The following is an 18180-nucleotide window of genomic DNA, read 5'->3' on the forward strand; positions in this document are numbered from 1 at the left end:
CTCCTGACTCCTGACTCCTGACTCCTGACTCCTGACTCCTGACTCATGACTCCTGACTCCTGACTCATGACTCCTGACTCCTTTACTGATTACAGTGAACGTTCTCACGTACGCCCTACCCTTTCCGCCGATTATGGCGTATCCATTTAAGACAAAACTGCTGATTATAGTGAACGCTACGCTGAGAGAACGATTTGGGTTACTGATTACAGTGAACGTCTGAATGAGGCTTAGACAAATTGCTGATTACAGTGAATGCCAGCTAGCCATACGAGCTGTTGATTACTGATTACAGTGAACACTCGGATTAAATCAATGCTCCCCACATGCAGTCTACTGATTATAGTGAATGCTTATATTAGGACTAAGCTGTCTCTACTAACCGAAAACGCCTGCAGCCGATTTCGTCATGGAGAGCCCTGGCTTTCAACTGCTCAGCGTGAAAATCAATATCACTGATTACAGTGAACGTAGCGCAATTGTTTACTGATTACAGTGAACCTATTGCCACTTACAGTGAACGTTTACTGATTACAGTGAATCTTATGCCGAATATAGTGAATACAGGCTGTGATTTCGGCCATATCACCCTGCCCGCAAATCTCGTGCAACGGACGATCAAATCTCTGATTACAGTGAATGCTGGAACAAATACGCGAATGAGGCGTTGCTCACACTTTCATCCATTATTCCGCCCTGATTAAAACATCTCCGCTGATTACAGTGAACGTTTGCACTAACACGCTCTTACTCAAGGTATTTTCACAGCGCTAAATGTTTCGCATTAGATGAGATAGATTTGCCTCATGTGCAGGATTTCGGTATAAAGTCATAAATCCTACATGTGTGGAGCAAGTATGGCTAACGATGAGAAGCAAGTTCTGAAAGTCGCACAACGTTCAGAAAAAATGCTAATGAGCCTGACGGAACAGATTCAGGCGCAGAAAGAAGAGTTGCAGGAAAACACTTTTTATCAGGTTTACGCCAAAGCGGCGTTAGCCAAACTCCCTAAATTAACGCGTGCGAGCGTTGATTACGCCGTAAATGAAATGGAAGAGAACGGCTATCCATTCGATAAACGCGCGGCGGGCAGCTCTACCAAGTACGCAATGTCCATCCAAAACATCATTGATATCTACCATCATCGCGGCGTGCCAAAGTATCGCGATCGTCACGCAGAGGCATTCACGCTGTTTGTTGGTAATCTAAAAGGTGGCGTATCGAAAACCGTCTCAACGGTCTCACTGGCCCATGCGCTGCGTGCGCACCCACATCTGTTGTATGAAGATCTGCGCATTCTGGTTATCGACCTCGATCCGCAATCCTCTGCCACCATGTTCCTCAATCATGAGCGTTCGGTCGGACTGGTAGAAGCCACAGCTGCGCAAGCGATGCTGCAAAACGTGGGCCGCGAAGAGTTGCTTAATGAATTCATCGTGCCATCGATTATTCCTGGTGTCGACGTACTGCCGGCCTCCATTGACGACGCCTTCATTGCATCACGTTGGGAAGAACTGTGTGCTGAGCATCTGCCTACGCAGAATGTGCATGCGGTTCTGTATGACAACGTCGTAGCAAAACTGAAGAAAGACTATGACTTCATTTTCATCGACAGTGGCCCACATCTGGATGCCTTCCTGAAGAACGCCATCGCCGCATCTGATTTACTGATGACGCCAGTTCCACCAGCACAAGTTGATTTCCACTCGACGTTGAAGTATCTGACGCGCCTGCCGGAACTGATTGGCATCATTGAGGAATCAGGCGCATCCTGCCGCTTGCAAGGCAACATCGGCTTTATGTCCAAGCTATCGAATAAAGCGGACCACAAGCTTTGTCACAGCCTGGCGAAAGAGATCTTTGGCGGCGACATGCTGGATGCTGCTTTACCGCGCCTGGACGGCTTTGAGCGCTGTGGAGAGTCGTTTGATACTGTAATCTCTGCGAACCCATCGACCTATGTGGGCAGCACCGAAGCCTTAAAGAATGCGCGTTCGGCAGCGGAAGATTTCGCTAAAGCCGTATTTGATCGTATTGAATTTATTCGCCTGAACTGAGGTTACTATGAGCGCAAAACGAATCACGATTGGCCGTACCTTCAGCCAGACACCTTTGCAGACTGAGGATGCTTCAGACGGACATTCTCAAACCTTTATCCTTTCGACCGGTAAACGTGCCCTGTTCACGCTTGAACACATTACGGCGAAGGAAATTGAAGAAAAAACCTATGTGGTAATGGAAACGAATGGCCGCGACCAGTCAGGCTTGACGCCTGAATCGCTGCGCGACATTATCCGCACCATTAAATTGCAGCAGTTCTTCCCTGCTATTGGTGTGAAGCGCGGCGACCGTATCGAAATTTTGGATGGTTCCCGCCGCCGTGCCGCCGCTCTGCACTGCAAAACTGGGCTGGATGTGCTGGTCACTGAGGTTGCCATCACGGCAGATGAAGCACGTCGTCTGGCGCAGGACATCCAAACCGCACGCGAACATAATCTGCGTGAAGTGGGGATGCGCCTGCTGTCATTAAAAGAGAGTGGCCTGTCACAGAAAGAGATTGCTCAGAGCGAAGGCCTCTCGCAGGCAAAAGTTACGCGTGCGTTGCAAGCCGCGAGCGTACCACTGGAGTTGGTTACCCTGTTCCCAAATCATTCGGAGTTAACATACCCGGATTACAAAACGCTGCTGCAGGCGTATGAGAAGCTTCAGGAGATTGGTCATTCGGTTGAAGCCTTAATTGATACCATTGGCATGGATGTCGATACGGTCTGCGCACGTGATGGTCTGGCTGAAGATGAAGTAAAAAATGGGATTTTGCGTCTGGTGCGTAATGGTAGCCAAACACTAATCCAGTCGCCAGCAAAGGACAAAGCGGTCGCCACGCCTCTCTGGACGTTTGCTGATAAAGATCGCTATGCCCGCAAGAAGACACGCGGCCGCATGTTCAGCTACGAATTCAATCGCCAGTCGAAAGAATTGCAAGATGAGTTGGATCGTGTGATAAACGAGACACTCAATAAATTTCTCAATCAGTAGCGAAATGCCGCCTTCGGGCGGTTTTTTTTTGCCTGAATTTCAGCTTTTCGCCAGTGCTATTTCATCGCTAACTGTATGAAAAATAACTAACCTGTGTAGAAATTTCAGGCTGAAATCGCCAACTTTTTCACCGTCTATATGCATAACAATCTTGCGCCGTAGAGTTTAGTGAATCTGTGGTGAAGGCAAAATAACCAGCTGGATAGGAAAGCAACAAAGGCTATCCAGGAGAGGAACTCAGATTGCGAATGCCCTGAAATTTTCTTCATTCGCCATCAGGATTTCACATCTAATGAATTGAATTAAAAGTGTTTTTTAAATTAATTTCAGGCTGAAATCGCCAACATTACAGCAAATTTCAGCGCTGCATCGAGGGTACTAACCCGGTTTAGCCAGATGATATTCAATGATTTATCCACAGAAAAGGTGGATAACTTTATTCGGGTCGTTAAGCTGTAAGTGACAAAACGCTGGGCGATTGCCAAACCGCTTCCCGAACACGGACAGGCTTGTTTATCAGACCCAATGCATAAAAACGATCGGCGATGATTTGTTGCTCTTTAATCACTTCAAATACCATTGAACGGGTTCTATGACTGCGTCGTGTTAAAGCTCTTTCAACGGCCAAAAGGTCAAGACCCAATTCCTGCGCAAGCAGACCAGCAGCTTCCTGCCGATGATTATCAATAAAAATGCCGGTCTGCTGTAAACTCTCCACTAGCTGATGGGCCACGTCGTGATGTTTTTCCACATAATCGCGACGTGCCAGATAAAATTGGTGGTTGCGCACACGCCCCTCACCGTTGGCCAGCACGCGCAACTCAGGATTGCTCTCCGCCGCACTGAGTAAGGGGTCCCACATCATCCATGCATCGACCGCCAGATAATCACTGGCCGTCAGAGGATATTTCGGCGGCGCATACACCACTTTGAGTTCATCAAGGGCGATACCTGCTTCTTCCAGCAGCTGCAGCAATAACCAGTGAACGTTAGAACCTTTATTGACCGAAATACGTTTACCACGTAAATCAGCAATGCTACGGATATCGCTATCGATTGGGACAACTATCCCCACGCTACTGGGCGCAGGGGGTTCCCAGGCGATGTAGGTCACTGCATTGCCATTCGCCTGGGCGAAAATAGGCGGCACCTCGCCGGTGGTACCGAAATCGATCTCGTTATTTTGTAAGGCATAAAGCAGTTGAGGCCCGGCAGGAAATTCGCTCCACAACACGCTGACGCCCTGCTGTGCAAAGCACTGCTCAAGACTTTGCCGTGCTTTTAATACCCCAAGATTACCGAATTTTTGATAACCGATACGTAATTCGCGTTCCTGATGAGGCTCATCAGCAGAGGCAGTTGCAATGCAACTCGCCACCTTACGCCGTCCTTTTATCATTCCCTGGTGAGCAAGATGAGTACGCAGCGTGTGGCGGCTGATGCCAAGCAACGCCGCGGCCTGTGTCTGATTGTGTTCAGTGAAATCCAGCGCGTGAGTAATCAGGCTGGTGATGACGCGATCAAACAGTTGATTGGGCTTAGTGGAGAGTTGTTGACGCAGGAAGTTATCAAGCGTTGATGCTTCCGCGTTGTTAAATCCCTGTTCATTGTATCTTGTCAGTCGCAAATGAGCTGGCGTTAGCGTCTCCTCCCGACTCAGAAGTACTGCGTTGTGAAGCGTATTTTCCAGCTCGCGAATATTGCCCGGCCAACTGTACTCCAGTAGCACTTCTAAAGCATCCGGTGACAAACGACGCACCGGTCGACCTAAACGACGTGCATACAGCGAAAGGAAATGCTGCGCCAGCAGCGGGATATCATCACGACGCTGTCGCAACGGAGGCAGCGGCACCACCGCAATATTGAGGCGATAGTAAAGGTCTTCCCTAAATCGCCGTTCGCGGATCGCCTGTGCCAAATCAACATGGGCGGCCGCAATAACACGCACATCGACTTTAATCGGCTTGCGCGAACCCACGCGCGTAATCTCGCGCTCCTGTAATACGCGTAGTAACTTGACCTGTAGCGACAAACTCAGCTCTCCAATCTCATCCAGCAGCAGAGTGCCGCCCTGCGCAGATTCAAACCAACCGGGATGCGCCTGGGTCGCGCCGGTAAATGCCCCTTTCTCATGACCAAAGAGTTCGGCTTCGGCAAGACTTTCAGTTAAAGCACCGCAGTTAACGGCGAGAAAGGGGCCATGGCGGCGTTGGCTATGATGATGGAGATAGCGTGCGACAACTTCCTTACCCGTGCCGGTCTCGCCGACAATCAATACCGTGGCGTCAGTGGGGGCGAATTTGTCGAGCAATGATTGAAAAGCGAGAGAAGCCGGGTCGACTAAACGCGGTGAATCAGCGTAATTGCTATAGTTGGTCAGCATCTTTTGATGTCCATTAAGGAGTATCAGCACACGCTAATCGTTGCTATTCACTGTGAACAGCAGGAAAAAAGCATAAGCAGTTGCATATGCAGCAATAGCTGTAGGCGGTAAGTTGCCGATGCAACAAACACAAACAGCAGTAGGGGCCTAACCCGCTGAAATAGCGTCATTATCAGGAGAATCAAAGCTGGCACGTTTTTCGCTAACAGCTATATAACTAAAAAAACATCCCAAAATGATCATTTTTTAATAAAGTTATATAGGAAAAGCATAATGGCCGAATCCGCAAACAAGAACATCAATGTCTTCTGGTTTCTCCCGACGCACGGTGACGGTCGCTATCTCGGCACCACAGAAGGTGGGCGCCCGGTTGATTTAGCTTACTTACAGCAGGTGGCATTGGCCGCCGACAATCTCGGTTACTACGGTGTGCTGATTCCCACCGGCAAAAGTTGCGAAGATTCATGGCTGGTTGCTTCTGCACTGGCACCCATCACTAAAAGACTGCGTTACCTGGTTGCCGTTCGCCCTGGACTTCAACCGCCGACACTGGCCGCGCGTATGGCCACAACCCTGGATCGCCTCTCTGAAGGACGTTTGCTGATTAACGTGGTGACGGGCGGTGACCCGGTTGAGAACAAAGGCGACGGCATCTTTCTCAATCACAGTGAACGCTATGAAGTCACCAAAGAGTTTCTCGATGTGTATAGCCGTTTAATGCGTGGAGAGAAGGTTGACTATGAAGGGCAGCATATTCACGTTGAAGGAGCAGAGGTGTTGTTCCCGCCAGTGCAGGAAAATGGCCCACCACTCTATTTTGGCGGCTCGTCGGAGGCCGCGATTGATGTCGCCGCTGAGCAAATCGATACCTATCTGACCTGGGGTGAGCCCCCGGAGCAGGTCGCAGAAAAGCTGGCAGTCGTCCGTGAACGTGCTACAGCGCGCGGGCGCAAACTGGAATACGGCATCCGCCTGCATGTCATCGTGCGTGAAACGGAACAGGAAGCGAAAGCGGCGGCAGAGAAATTAATCGGTCATTTGGATGAAGACACCATCGCGCAGGCGCAGAAGATTTTTGCGCGTATGGACTCTGCAGGTCAGGCACGGATGAGCGCGCTGCACAAAGGCTCGCGCGATAATCTCTACATCTCACCAAACTTATGGGCAGGCGTTGGTCTGGTGCGCGGCGGAGCCGGAACGGCATTGGTAGGAAGTCCTGAGCAGGTTGCCGAACGCATACGGGAATATCAGGCACTGGGTGTGACCAACTTCGTCCTGTCGGGATATCCGCATCTGGAAGAGGCGCATCGTGTGGCAGAATTGCTGCTGCCGCTATTACCGCTGGCAAATGGTCAGCAGCAGCGTGCGCGCACCATTAACACCGGCCCGTTTGGCGAAACCATTGGTGGCGATAAACGTCCTTCAAAACAGGCGAGCGCCAGCTAATGCAGGAGAAGACGATGGCACGACCTCACATTATCATCACAGGTGGCGGGTTCAGCGGAACGGCGCTGGCGATTCATCTCGCGCGGCAATCGTCCTCTCCATTACTGATTACAGTGGTCGAACCGCGTGAGCAACTGGGCGGTGGGGTGGCCTACTCCACGCAGGAACCGGCGCATCGCATCAATGTACCTGCCTCGCGCATGCAACTCAGCGGCGATGAGCAGGGCGCCTTTGACCGCTGGTATCGTCAGCAGCCTGAGTGTTCGCTGGATTCAGTAGCCCATTGTGATGACGGATCAGTCTATCCGCAGCGCGCGATGTTTGGTCGCTATCTGGCAGAGCAGTTTGCCCTTGCGGCAGAACGGCATCCGCAGATTGAGTTACGGCACGTTCAGGCCAGTGCCATGGCATGGGAAGGGCAGCAACTGTTACTCAGCAATGGCGTGACGCTACAGGGCGATGTGCTGGCGTTAGCGATCAGTCACCCACCGCCATCCTTGCCTCGCTCGCTGCAGCCCTTTGCCCATCACCCAGCGCTCATTGCCAATCCATGGCAAGCCGGCGTGCTGGATGCGATAGATCCTGACGCCGCCGTTGCCATTATCGGAACCGGCCTGAGTATGGCGGATGTGGTTGCCTCATTAGGCACTCGGCATCATCAAGGCCCGTTAACCGCTTTCTCACGCCGTGGACAGCTCTCACGCGCTAATCTGCAGGGTGAGTGGCCTGAATGGACGTTAGCGCCTCAGAACGTCCCCAGCGCGCGTCTGTGGCTGCATCACATCAGGGATGAGGTTGCCCGAGCTGCACGGCAGCAATTACCCTGGCAACGCGTGCTGGACGATGTACGCGTACAGGGCCAAACCATCTGGCAAACCTTGCCGCTGCGCGAGCAGCAGCGCTTTGTGCGCCATCTGCGTTCGTGGTGGGATGTACATCGTTATCGTATCGCGCCGCAGGTGTCAGCGGAAATCATCAGACGACAGCAGCAGGGGAGTTTGCAGGTGCTGGCAGCCAGACTGGACACCATCACTGCTCAGGGCCCCCAACTAGCAATCACGCTGCGCACACGCCAGGGTGAAACGGAAACCCGCCTGCTCGATCATCTGATCGTCACCACCGGACCGGGGCATGATGCGCTGACACAAAGCCAGCCGCTGCTACGTTCGCTGAGTAATCAAGGCCTGATTCGCGGTGATCAGCTTGGCTTTGGCCTCGACGTCGATACGCAGTCACACGCACTGAATCACCAAGGCTTGCCCAACGCCCGCCTGCTCGTAGTCGGACCCGCCGCCCGCGCGCGTTTCGGTGAGTTGATGGGCCTGCCACAGGTTGCCGATCACGCCGCTGCCGTTGCTCAGCAAATTCTTGAAGATCTTCACATCGCTCAAGACGAGCGATGTCCCCCTTACGCTTCTTAATCTCTCAAACATCCTAAAAACACACTAACGAACGCCGGGTCGTCGTACGATCACGGCCTCGCTATGGAGATTGCTATGCCATCGCAACGTGAAATTCGCCTGAATGCTTTTGATATGAACTGTGTCGGACACCAGTCACCGGGTTTGTGGGCGCATCCGCGCGACCGTTCCTCGCAATACAAAGATCTGGAGTACTGGGTCGATTTGGCGCGCCTGCTGGAGCGTGGCAAATTTGACGGTTTGTTTATCGCCGATGTGTTGGGTATTTACGATGTGCTGAACGGGAATGGCGATGCCGCGATTCGTCAGGCGACGCAGGTACCGGTCAACGATCCGCTGGCGTTGATTACCCCAATGGCGCTGGTGACCGAGCATCTCGGCTTTGGTCTCACCGCATCGCTATCGTTTGAGCATCCTTATCCCTTTGCGCGCCGTTTATCGACGCTCGATCACCTGACCAAAGGACGCATCGGCTGGAATATTGTGACCTCGTATCTGGAGAGCGGGGCGCGCAATATTGGTCATCAGGCGCAGAGCGATCACGACAGCCGCTACGACTATGCCGATGAATATTTGCAGGTGGTGTACAAGCTGCTGGAAGGCAGTTGGGAACAGGATGCGGTATTGCGCGATCGTGAACGGCGTATCTTCAGCGATCCCCGCAAAATTCACCCCATCAATCACCAGGGCACCTTCTTCAACGTACCGGGCATTCACCTGTGCGAGCCGTCGCCGCAGCGCACGCCAGTGCTATACCAGGCCGGTGCATCGAGCCGAGGCAAACAGTTTGCCGCTGAGCACGCGGAATGCGTGTTTGTTGCCGCGCCGTCGAAAGTGCTGCTGAAGAAAACCGTCGCGGATATTCGTCGCCGTGCAGAAGAAGCAGGGCGCGATCCGCGCAGCATCCTGATCTTCAATCTGCAAACGGTGATCATCGGGGAGACCGATGCCGCCGCGCAGGCGAAGTGGAAAGAATACCAAAGCTATGTCAGTTACGAGGGGGCGCTGGCACTGGTATCCGGCTGGACCGGAATCGACTTCGGTCAATATCAACCTGACCAGGTGCTGAAGTACCTTCACACCAATGCCATCCAATCAGCCGTCGAAACCTTCTCCACCGCCGACCCTGATCGTCAGTGGACGGTAAAAGCGCTGGCGGATTGGGTGGGCATTGGCGGCTTTGGCCCGCTGATTGTCGGCAGTGCAGCAACTGTGGCCGACGAACTGCAAAGCTGGGTGGAAGACACTGACGTTGATGGTTTCAACCTCGCCTACGCTTTAACGCATGAAACCTTTCAAGATGTGGTTGAACTGCTGATCCCAGAGCTGCAAAAGCGCGGTGTTTATAAGAAGGCGTATGCGGAAGGTACGCTGCGCGAGAAGCTGTTTAACGCCGGACCACAGTTAACTGCACCGCATCCCGGCGTGGGCTATCGGGTGAAAAATTCGGTACTGCCGGAGGTCATATGATTGAAATTGACCAGTTGAGTAAGCATTACCGCACCGCGGATGGACGCATCACCGAGGTGCTGAAAGCCATCAACTTGCAGGTACCACAGGCCAACATCACTGCTGTCGTTGGGCCCAGCGGCGCGGGCAAATCCACGCTGGCGAAGTGCATCAGTTTACTGGAGCAGCCCAGCGCGGGCAGTATTCGCATCAATGGCAGCGATCTCTCGCGGCTGAATGGCGAAGCACTGCGTCGCGCGCGCCGTTCGATTGGCACCGTTTTTCAATCTTCTGCCCTATTGCAGCGCAAAAGCGCCTGGGAAAACATCGCGCTGCCGTTGCGTTATCTCGGCGTGGTCGAGCGGGATATTTCCGCACGCGTGGGTGAGTTGCTGGAGAGTGTTGGTCTGAGCCATAAAGCCAAAGCGTATCCCGACCAGCTTTCGGGGGGACAGCGTCAACGGATTGGCATCGCGCGAGCCTTGGCACTAAAGCCTTCCGTGCTGCTGGCCGACGAAGCGACTTCTGGTCTCGATCCTGAAGCCACGGTTGCGGTGCTGGATTTGCTAAAGAAACTGCGTGACGACTATAAGCTGGCAATCGTGCTGATCACCCACGAGATGGATGCAGTGCGTCAGGCGGCGGATGCGGTTGCCGAAATTCGCGATGGGCAGATTGTGCAGTATGGCGTGCTGAAACAGTTACTGGCGCAGCCCGATTCCTCGCTGGGGCAACGTCTATTCCCACTGGTGGCGCAACCTGGCGTGGCGGAATTGATTCTGCAACTGAGTTATCGCACAGATGTACCGGTCATCAGCGACTGGATCTCGCGTCTGAGTGTGCAGTTCAATCTGCGCATCGATCTGCTTGGCGCGCACGTTGAGCAGGTCAATGGTATCCAGGCCGGACGCTTGCAGGTGGGCATTCACTTCCAGCAAGAGCGTGTGCCACTGGCGCGATTGCTGGCGCAGCTCGAACAGTTTGGACTGGTTGCCAGCGTCTCGGGCAGCGTACATCAGCTGCGGGAGGCGGTATGAGCGTTTCCGTGATAAGTCAGGACACGCCGTGGCTGGAAATTCCGGCATTGATGTTACCTGCGATGGGTGAGACCGCGCTGATGGTCGGCATCGTGATGCTGTTCGTGGTGAGCCTCGGCGGTATCGTTGGCGTGGTGTTGTTTAACACCTCAGCACGTGGACTGTTTCCCCATCGCGGCGTGCATCGGGTGCTGAGCTGGATAGTGAATATGGGACGCTCGTTGCCGTTTCTGGTGTTAATGGCGGCGATCATCCCGTTCACCTTCTGGCTGACCGGCACCACCATCGGTATCCCTGCGGCGGTGGTGCCGATGATTGCGGCGGGCATTCCGTTCTTTGGTCGTCTGGTGGATAACGCGTTGCGTGAACTGCCAGGCGAAGTGACCTCGGTGGGTTTGGTATGCGGCGGGTCGCGCTGGCAGATCATCCGTTCGGCGCAGCTGAGTGAGGCATTACCTGCTGTTGTTGCCGCCATCACCCTCAACCTGATTTCCATGATCGAGTACTCCGCCATCGCCGGCACCATCGGCGCGGGCGGTATCGGTTATTTAGCCGTGGTGTACGGCTATCAGCGCTTCGACAACCACATCATGATCGCCACCATTGTGGTGCTGATCGCTTTGATACAAACCATTCAATTTATCGGTGACCGTTTAGTCGCAATTCTACGCCATCCTCAGGGGATATCACGATGACAACACAAGAATTTGAGTTACGTAAGACGCGCCGCTGGCCGTGGCTGCTACTGATTTTAGTGGTCATTGCATTGGCCGCCGCCGCAGGGTTCTGGCGCAGTCAGCAACCGCAAGCGGTGGTCTTTGGCACCACGCTACAAATCCACTTTGAACCGGCAATGGCGGGAGAACAGAAGTTGATTGAGTATGTTGGCGAGCACATCGCGCCGGATTATGGTCTGAAGCTGGAAGCGGTGGGCGTGCAGGATCCGGTGCAGGCGGATCGCGCCGTGGCGCAAGGACAATATGCGGCAACCGTCTATCAGCACCAGTGGTGGTTGAAGCAGGTGGTGGATGCCAACGGTTTCCAGCTCACCTCTGCCTTACCGCTGTTCCAGTGGGCATTTGGCGTCTACTCCGATCGCTATAAATCCATAGCCGACCTGCCGCAGGGGGCCACCATTGTGGTGCCGGATGATGGCGCCAACCAGGGCCAGGCCTTGTGGCTGCTGGCACGTCAGGGTTTGATCACACTCGATCCCAACGTTGAACCGCGTACCGCCAAATTAAAAAACATTATCGGTAATCCGCATGGCTTCGTCTTCAAAGAACTCGATTTGCTAACCATGCCACGCGCGTTGAATTCGGTGGACGCGGCGATTGGCTATGTTTCGCAGTTTGATGCCGGAAAAGTGCCGCGTGATAAAGGCATTCTGTTCCCTCCGGCACCGCGTACTTTTGCCTCGCAGCTGGTGATTGGTACGCCCTATCTGGAGCAGGAGAACATCGTAAAGCTAAAACAGGCGTTCTCCGATCCTCGCGTTCAGCAGTGGCTGAAAACGACGGATGATCCGTTAGTTAAAGGCGTATTAGTGCCGGTCTCTGCAGACTAATTTCCTGGTGTTATCCTTCACCCGGGCTCGCGATGCGCGTCCGGGATTTTGTGTTTGAAAGTTTTTTATATTATTGATTTTAAACAATTTAATATCACTATTTGTTGCTTTGGACCTGAAGGGTAAGCGCTTATAACAACCTCACCTGCACAACTAAAAACAACGTGAGGCATTATGAGTACCGTTTCTTTCGAAAACACCTTACCGACGTCTGAGCCGGTTCGTTCGGTCAGTGATGTGGCAAGGCTGATCAACACCCGCAGTGACAAAAATAATTATGCGCGCATGATTGTGTTCCTCGCGCTCGGCGGCGTCTTCCTCGATGCCTACGATCTCACCACGCTCTCTTATGGAATTGACGATGTGGTACGCGAATTCCAGCTTTCTCCTCTTCTCACCGGATTGGTGACGTCCTCAATCATGGTCGGCACCATCGTCGGTAATCTCATTGGTGGCTGGCTGACCGACAAATATGGCCGTTACTCGGTGTTTATGGCCGATATGCTGTTCTTCGTGGTCTCGGCCATCGCAGCGGGATTAGCGCCCAATGTCTGGGTACTGATTGGCGCACGTTTCCTGATGGGGATTGGCGTGGGTATCGATTTACCCGTGGCGATGTCCTACCTGGCGGAATTTTCTAAATTCGCAGGCAAAGGCAACAAAGCCGCGCGACTCGCCGCCTGGTGCCCGATGTGGTACGCCGCGTCAACGGTGTGTTTCCTGCTGATCTTCGCGCTCTACTTCCTGCTACCGAAGGATCATCTCGATTGGTTGTGGCGTGCATCACTGCTGTTCGGTGCCGTTCCCGCGTTGTTGATCATCGCAGTGCGCAGCAAATTTATGAACGAATCACCGCTGTGGGCAGCCAATCAGGGCGATCTGAAGTCTGCGGTGCGCATTTTGCGTGACTCTTACGGTATTCATGCGCATGAAGCGGAACCCGAAGCACCACCAGCAGAAGCGGCACCCAAAGTAAGTTTCCGCGTGCTGTTCCAGAAACCCTGGCGTGAACGCACCATCGTGGCAGGCGTGATGAACATCTGCATCTCGTTTGAATACACCGCGATCGCCTTCTTCCTGCCTTCGATCCTCGCGCAGTTCCTCGGCGCGGGCGTGTTTGAAACGATCTCCGCATCGCTCGGCCTGAACGCGCTGTTTGCTTTCACCGGCGGTCTGCTGGGCATGCGTCTGGCCTGGAAATATCCGTCTCGCCATGTGGCAATGGCCGGATTTGCACTGCAATTCTTCGCACTGATTGCATTGGCATTGATTGGGCACCCTGAAGCGATTACGGGGATTGTGTTTGCGGTGCTGATGCTTGGCTTGTGGTTGTTTGCTGAAGGCTTTGGTCCGGGTGCGCAGCTGATGGTCTATCCGGCGCTCTCTTATCCAACTTCCATTCGCGCTACTGGCGTGGGCTTCAGTCGTGCGCTGTCAGGGATTGGCAGCGCGCTGGCGCTGTTTATTCTGCCGATTCTGCAAGCGGCGCTGGGCACCAATATGTTCTGGGTGGTGTCGCTTGCCGCCATCATCCCGATCTTTTTCCTGCTCGCGGTGCGCCACGAACCGACGCGCCACGACATCGACGATCTTTCTCATCAGGAGTGATTATGAGCCAACTTTCTACAGGCACCGATTACGCTGCGCTGGCGGCGCATTTCCGCCCACTGTTTGATCGTATTGCTGAGGGCGCAGTGGAGCGCGAACGCAGCCGCACCTTGCCTCATGAAGCAATCACCTGGTTAAAAGAAGCGGGCTTCGGCACCGTGCGCATCCCGAAAGAGCAGGGCGGGTGGGGCGCATCGCTACCGCAGCTGTTCCAATTGCTTACCGAACTGGCGGAAGCGGATTCCAATCTGCCGCAGGCATTACGTGCGCACTTTGCCTTTGTCGAGGACCGCCTCAACCAGCCCGCGAGTGCAGAGCGCGATCGCTGGTTCCGCCGCTTTAACGATGGCGAGCTGGTGGGCAGTGGCTGGACAGAAATTGGCACAGTCAAACTCGGGGATGTGATTACCCGCGTCACGCCCGTCTCAAATGGCTGGACGCTCAACGGCGAGAAGTTTTACAGCACGGGCACGTTGTTTGCGGACTGGATTGATGTGTATGCACGACGCAACGATAACCAGGGTGATGTCATCGCTCTGGTAAGCACTCACCAACCTGGTATAACGCGTGAAGACGATTGGGATGGTTTCGGCCAGCGCTTGACCGGCAGCGGAACCACACGCTTTGACAACGCTCACGTCGAGCAGGAACACGTCTTCGATTTCGCCACGCGCTTCCGCTATCAAACCGCGTTCTATCAACATGTGCTATTGGCAACACTAGCCGGGATCGGGAGGGCAGTCGCACGCGATGGTGCAAAAGCGGTGGCCGCTCGCAATCGTATTTACAGCCACAGCAACGGCGATTCATCACGTCAGGATGTGCAGGTGCTACAGGTCATCGGTGAGATCACCAGCCTGGCGTTTGCCGTCGAAGCGACGGTGATCCGCGCCGCACATTCACTGCAATCAGCGTATGAAGCGCACTTAAGCAGCGACGAAGCGCAACTTCTGGCAGTGAATGCGCTGGCAGAAGCTGAAGCGGGTCAGGCACAGGTGATCGCCAGTGAGCTGGTACCACGCGCAGCAACTGAGTTGTTTAACGCGATCGGCGCGTCGGATACGCGTATCAGCAAAGCGCTAGACCGCCACTGGCGTAATGCGCGTACCGTCTCGTCACACAATCCGGTGATCTATAAAGCACGTGACATCGGTGGCTGGAAGGTTAACGGGACGCCGCCGACAGGGATCTGGCAAATTGGGCGCGGGGAAGGGTAAAACATTTCATGCCGGGCGGCTTGAGCCGCCCACTTCTAATACAACGTTTTTAAACTGTCCTGAATCACATTCAGCGCCGTAGTGACATTGGAATTCGGCCGCCGCGTGACAAACAAACCATATGTCACTTTTACCGGAGCCTGCGCGACATTCACCAGACGCATACTGTCATGACGAATGAGTTCCGCTGGCAGCATGGCCACACCCAATCCGCCTTCAACAGCGGGGATGATCGCACCCAGGTTGGAGCTGGTTACCGCGATCCTAAACTCCTTGCCTGCTTCAATCAGCGCATCAAACATCAAGCTTCGCCATGAACAAGGTTCACCGCAAACAATAGCATCGACCGTCAGCGCGCTATCCCAGGGGTAGTCAATTCCACACACCCAATGCAGGTCGATCTCCCAACTGGTTAACGGGTCTTCACTGAAACCGGCGGTCAGACCCAAGACCATATCAAACGCGCTCTCCTGCCAACGTCTGGCGAGGATGTGATCGCTCTCAATGGAAAGCTCGATGTGCAGACCCGGACACAATCTTCTCAGCCTGCCAAGTGCAAAGGGGAGCAAACTCGATGCCACATCTTCGGACATACCGATGCGAAGCGTGCCGGCGGGCGTACTTTCACTCAGTTGCGCGACCGCCATTTCCCCCAACGCGAGAATTCGCACCGCAAAACTGAGCAGCACTTTTCCCTCTTTGGTGGGGACGACGCCGCGTCCTGTACGACGCAGCAAACGCTGGCCTGTATGTTCCTCTAGTCGACGAATCTGTGCACTGAGTGCGGATTGGGCGCGTCCGGCCTGTTCGGCGGCGCGTGTCAGGCTGCGGTGATGACAAACGGCAACGAAAGTACGAAGCAGCGCGGGTTCAAAATTGTCCGATATCATGATGGGGTTATGTCTGATACATGTGAATGCAGCCTACCAACATATCATCAGCTTCGCTACGCTTTATCTACCGATCATTATTCGTATTCAGCAGTGTGGAGACCAGAGATGAAAGCAGTCACTTACCCCCAACCAGGAGGTCCAGAGGTTTTACAACTGGTGGATGTCGTTGAACCTTCGATTACTCAGGATGAGCTGCTGGTGGCGGTGGAAGCCATTAGTGTTGAGGGTGGCGATATCATTTCGCGCAATAGTCAGCACTTACAAGCGGGCGAGTCACTTGGCTATGCGGCGGCAGGAACCATTCTTGCCATCGGTTCAAACGTGACGGGATTTAAGATCGGTCAGAAAGTGGCAACGTTTAACTGGCGAGGTGCCTATGCAGAACGTCGCGCTGTCGCTGCCTATAACTGTTTTCCTGTTCCAGATGGCCTGGATGCGCGCATTGCTGCCGCCATTCCGGTGGGGCCAGGCACCGCTGCATGGGCGTTTCATTTAGGTCAGCTGCAGCCAGGCCAAACCGTACTCATTCTCGGCGCGGCGGGCGGGGTGGGCATGGCTGCCGTCCAACTGGCATCCCGCATGGGTGCCCGGGTGATTGGAACCGGTACGCGTCCCGAATCACTGGAAAAATTACGTGAATTTGGCCTCAATGACGCCATTGTGGTGGGTGACAAGCAGGCTGGCGAGCAGGTGCGGGAATTGCTGGGCGGCAATAAAGTGGATTTGCTGATCGATACCATCGGCGGCGCAGCATTGTCAGATGGCATTGAAGTATTAAAAGACGGCGGGTCGGCGGTTCTGATCGGCATTCTCGCTGGACGTAATCAGATGGTCGATGCGGAATATCTGCTGTTGCACCGTATTACGTTGATCGGATGCTTGCTGGGACCAGAATGGGGTGAAAAACAGATTGCCCGCGATTTGGTGAATGAACTGATGGTGATGGCGGCGAAAGGCGAACTGATCGTGCCTATCGATAGTACTTTCCCGCTGGAAAAGGTGGTTGAAGCGCATCAACGAGCAGAAACGCGTGGGCGTTTAGGCAGAGTGTTTATGACTGTTTAACAGTGTGCGGCCGTAAGGCCGCACACTATCTGGTCACTGCTTATCCAGTGACCAGGTCGCACTGCGCACATCCACTTTCACCGGCAGCAGTCCGACACGGGTAAATGTATCGGCTAACGCCTGCTGTTCATCGAACACCTGCGGCGTCATACGCGTAGCGCCATACGGCAGGCGTTTCAACGTGGTCTGCCAGATTGCCTTATCTAACCCGGTCGATTTGGACAGAATCGCGGCAGCCTCATCCTGATTGGCGTTCGCCCAGTCACTCAATTTGCTCAATTCATCCACCACCTGTTTCGCGGTGTCAGGATGGCCTTCGGCAAAGGGGCGGCTGGCGAGATAGAAGGTGTAATGCGGCACCAAACCTTCTGCATTACGGATTTCACGCGCGTCGGCGTTCGCTTCCACTTCCGCGAGGAAAGGACCCCAAATCACCCACGCATCAATCGCGCCTTTCTGGAAGGCGGCGCGCGCATCAGCTGGTGGCAGGTAAACGGGTTTCACGTCCTTATCATTCAGTCCGGCATCTTCCAGCGCTTTCACCAGCAAATAATTCACGTCAGAACCCTTGTTCAATCCAATGCGCTTACCTTTCAAATCCGCCACGCTTTTGATCGGCGAATCTTTAGGTACCACGATGGCTTCGGTTTTGGGGTTAGCAGGGGAGTGACCGAGGTAAATCAAATCCGCTTTGGCAGCCTGCGCGAAAGCGGGTGGAGCATCGCCGGTGGCGGCTAAATCGATGCTGCCCACGTTTAGCCCTTCCAGCATCTGCGGCCCGGCCGGAAATTCTACCCAGCGGACATTGATGCCTTCCTTCTTGAAGGTTTCATCCAGCGTGCCGCGATACTTCAGCAGTGCAAAAATATTGGCTTTCTGATAGCCGATGGTCACGGTTTCTGGTTTAGCGGCAAAGGCGTGCGCAGAGAGCAGGCCAAAGCTAAGCGCCAACGCGCTCAGAGCAGGAATTTTTGTTTGCATGATGAGTCTCTCGTGGATTTTTTCTCACCATAGCAAAGCGCTTATATAACCAATAAATAACGAATTTCGATCGCTTA

At 53.9% G+C, this 18180-nt stretch carries 14 protein-coding genes; 11 read left to right on the forward strand and 3 right to left on the reverse strand.

Annotation, left to right across the window (positions count from 1 at the left end; all coding sequences use genetic code 11):
- The first annotated feature begins 857 nt into the window (after window positions 1–857).
- Entirely contained in the window at window positions 858–2057 is a 1200-nt protein-coding gene (locus tag FD737_RS07395) for an AAA family ATPase (RefSeq protein ID WP_058960453.1), read from the forward strand.
- A 7-nt stretch (window positions 2058–2064) separates the two neighbouring features.
- On the forward strand, window positions 2065–3036 hold the full coding sequence (locus FD737_RS07400) for a ParB family protein (protein ID WP_160833129.1): 972 nt from the start codon (window positions 2065–2067) through the stop codon (window positions 3034–3036).
- Window positions 3037–3484: 448 nt separating this feature from the next.
- On the opposite strand, the gene FD737_RS07405 is transcribed toward FD737_RS07400, so the two are convergent.
- Window positions 3485–5416 carry an aliphatic sulfonate ABC transporter substrate-binding protein gene (locus FD737_RS07405; protein WP_370523040.1) on the reverse strand — a complete coding sequence of 644 codons (1932 nt, stop codon included), beginning with the start codon at window positions 5414–5416 and terminating at the stop codon, window positions 3485–3487.
- A gap of 276 nt (window positions 5417–5692) precedes the next feature.
- Between FD737_RS07405 and ssuD the strand changes: the two genes are divergently transcribed.
- The 8 genes from ssuD to FD737_RS07445 all read left to right on the forward strand — a co-directional run bounded on the left by ssuD (window position 5693) and on the right by FD737_RS07445 (window position 15164).
- Window positions 5693–6865: an FMNH2-dependent alkanesulfonate monooxygenase gene (gene ssuD / locus FD737_RS07410; RefSeq protein ID WP_160833131.1), complete on the forward strand. Its 1173-nt coding sequence runs from the start codon at window positions 5693–5695 to the stop codon at window positions 6863–6865.
- Window positions 6866–6879: 14 nt separating this feature from the next.
- Window positions 6880–8286, forward strand: a complete 1407-nt coding sequence (locus tag FD737_RS07415) for an FAD/NAD(P)-binding protein (protein WP_160833132.1) — start codon at window positions 6880–6882, stop codon at window positions 8284–8286.
- A 75-nt stretch (window positions 8287–8361) separates the two neighbouring features.
- A complete protein-coding gene (locus tag FD737_RS07420; protein ID WP_160833133.1) occupies window positions 8362–9756 on the forward strand; it encodes an LLM class flavin-dependent oxidoreductase in 1395 nt (464 codons plus the stop codon).
- On the forward strand, window positions 9753–10772 hold the full coding sequence (locus FD737_RS07425; protein WP_097117642.1) for a methionine ABC transporter ATP-binding protein: 1020 nt from the start codon (window positions 9753–9755) through the stop codon (window positions 10770–10772). Before FD737_RS07420 ends, FD737_RS07425 begins: the two co-directional genes overlap by 4 nt.
- A complete protein-coding gene (locus tag FD737_RS07430) occupies window positions 10769–11467 on the forward strand; it encodes a methionine ABC transporter permease (RefSeq protein ID WP_160833134.1) in 699 nt (232 codons plus the stop codon). Before FD737_RS07425 ends, FD737_RS07430 begins: the two co-directional genes overlap by 4 nt.
- Window positions 11464–12339, forward strand: coding sequence for a MetQ/NlpA family ABC transporter substrate-binding protein (locus FD737_RS07435; protein ID WP_160833135.1), 876 nt, complete (start codon window positions 11464–11466; stop codon window positions 12337–12339). The genes FD737_RS07430 and FD737_RS07435 overlap by 4 nt, the downstream gene beginning before the upstream one ends.
- A gap of 174 nt (window positions 12340–12513) precedes the next feature.
- Complete coding sequence (locus tag FD737_RS07440) at window positions 12514–13947, forward strand: MFS transporter (protein WP_160833136.1); 1434 nt, start codon at window positions 12514–12516, stop codon at window positions 13945–13947.
- A gap of 2 nt (window positions 13948–13949) precedes the next feature.
- On the forward strand, window positions 13950–15164 hold the full coding sequence (locus FD737_RS07445) for an acyl-CoA dehydrogenase family protein (RefSeq protein ID WP_160833137.1): 1215 nt from the start codon (window positions 13950–13952) through the stop codon (window positions 15162–15164).
- Window positions 15165–15199: 35 nt separating this feature from the next.
- Here FD737_RS07445 and FD737_RS07450 read toward each other — a convergent pair whose 3' ends face one another.
- The gene (locus tag FD737_RS07450) at window positions 15200–16054 is read right to left on the reverse strand and encodes a LysR family transcriptional regulator (RefSeq protein WP_160833138.1); all 855 of its coding nucleotides are present in this window, start codon (window positions 16052–16054) and stop codon (window positions 15200–15202) included.
- A 108-nt stretch (window positions 16055–16162) separates the two neighbouring features.
- Here FD737_RS07450 and FD737_RS07455 point away from each other — a divergent pair, with 108 nt between their 5' ends.
- Window positions 16163–17122, forward strand: a complete 960-nt coding sequence (locus tag FD737_RS07455) for a zinc-binding alcohol dehydrogenase family protein (protein ID WP_160833139.1) — start codon at window positions 16163–16165, stop codon at window positions 17120–17122.
- A 33-nt stretch (window positions 17123–17155) separates the two neighbouring features.
- Here FD737_RS07455 and FD737_RS07460 read toward each other — a convergent pair whose 3' ends face one another.
- Complete coding sequence (locus FD737_RS07460) at window positions 17156–18103, reverse strand: sulfonate ABC transporter substrate-binding protein (RefSeq protein ID WP_160833140.1); 948 nt, start codon at window positions 18101–18103, stop codon at window positions 17156–17158.
- Between the last annotated feature and the right edge of the window lie 77 nt (window positions 18104–18180).

Source organism: Pantoea sp. Seng (assembly GCF_009829935.1).
Taxonomy (GTDB): domain Bacteria; phylum Pseudomonadota; class Gammaproteobacteria; order Enterobacterales; family Enterobacteriaceae; genus Pantoea; species Pantoea communis.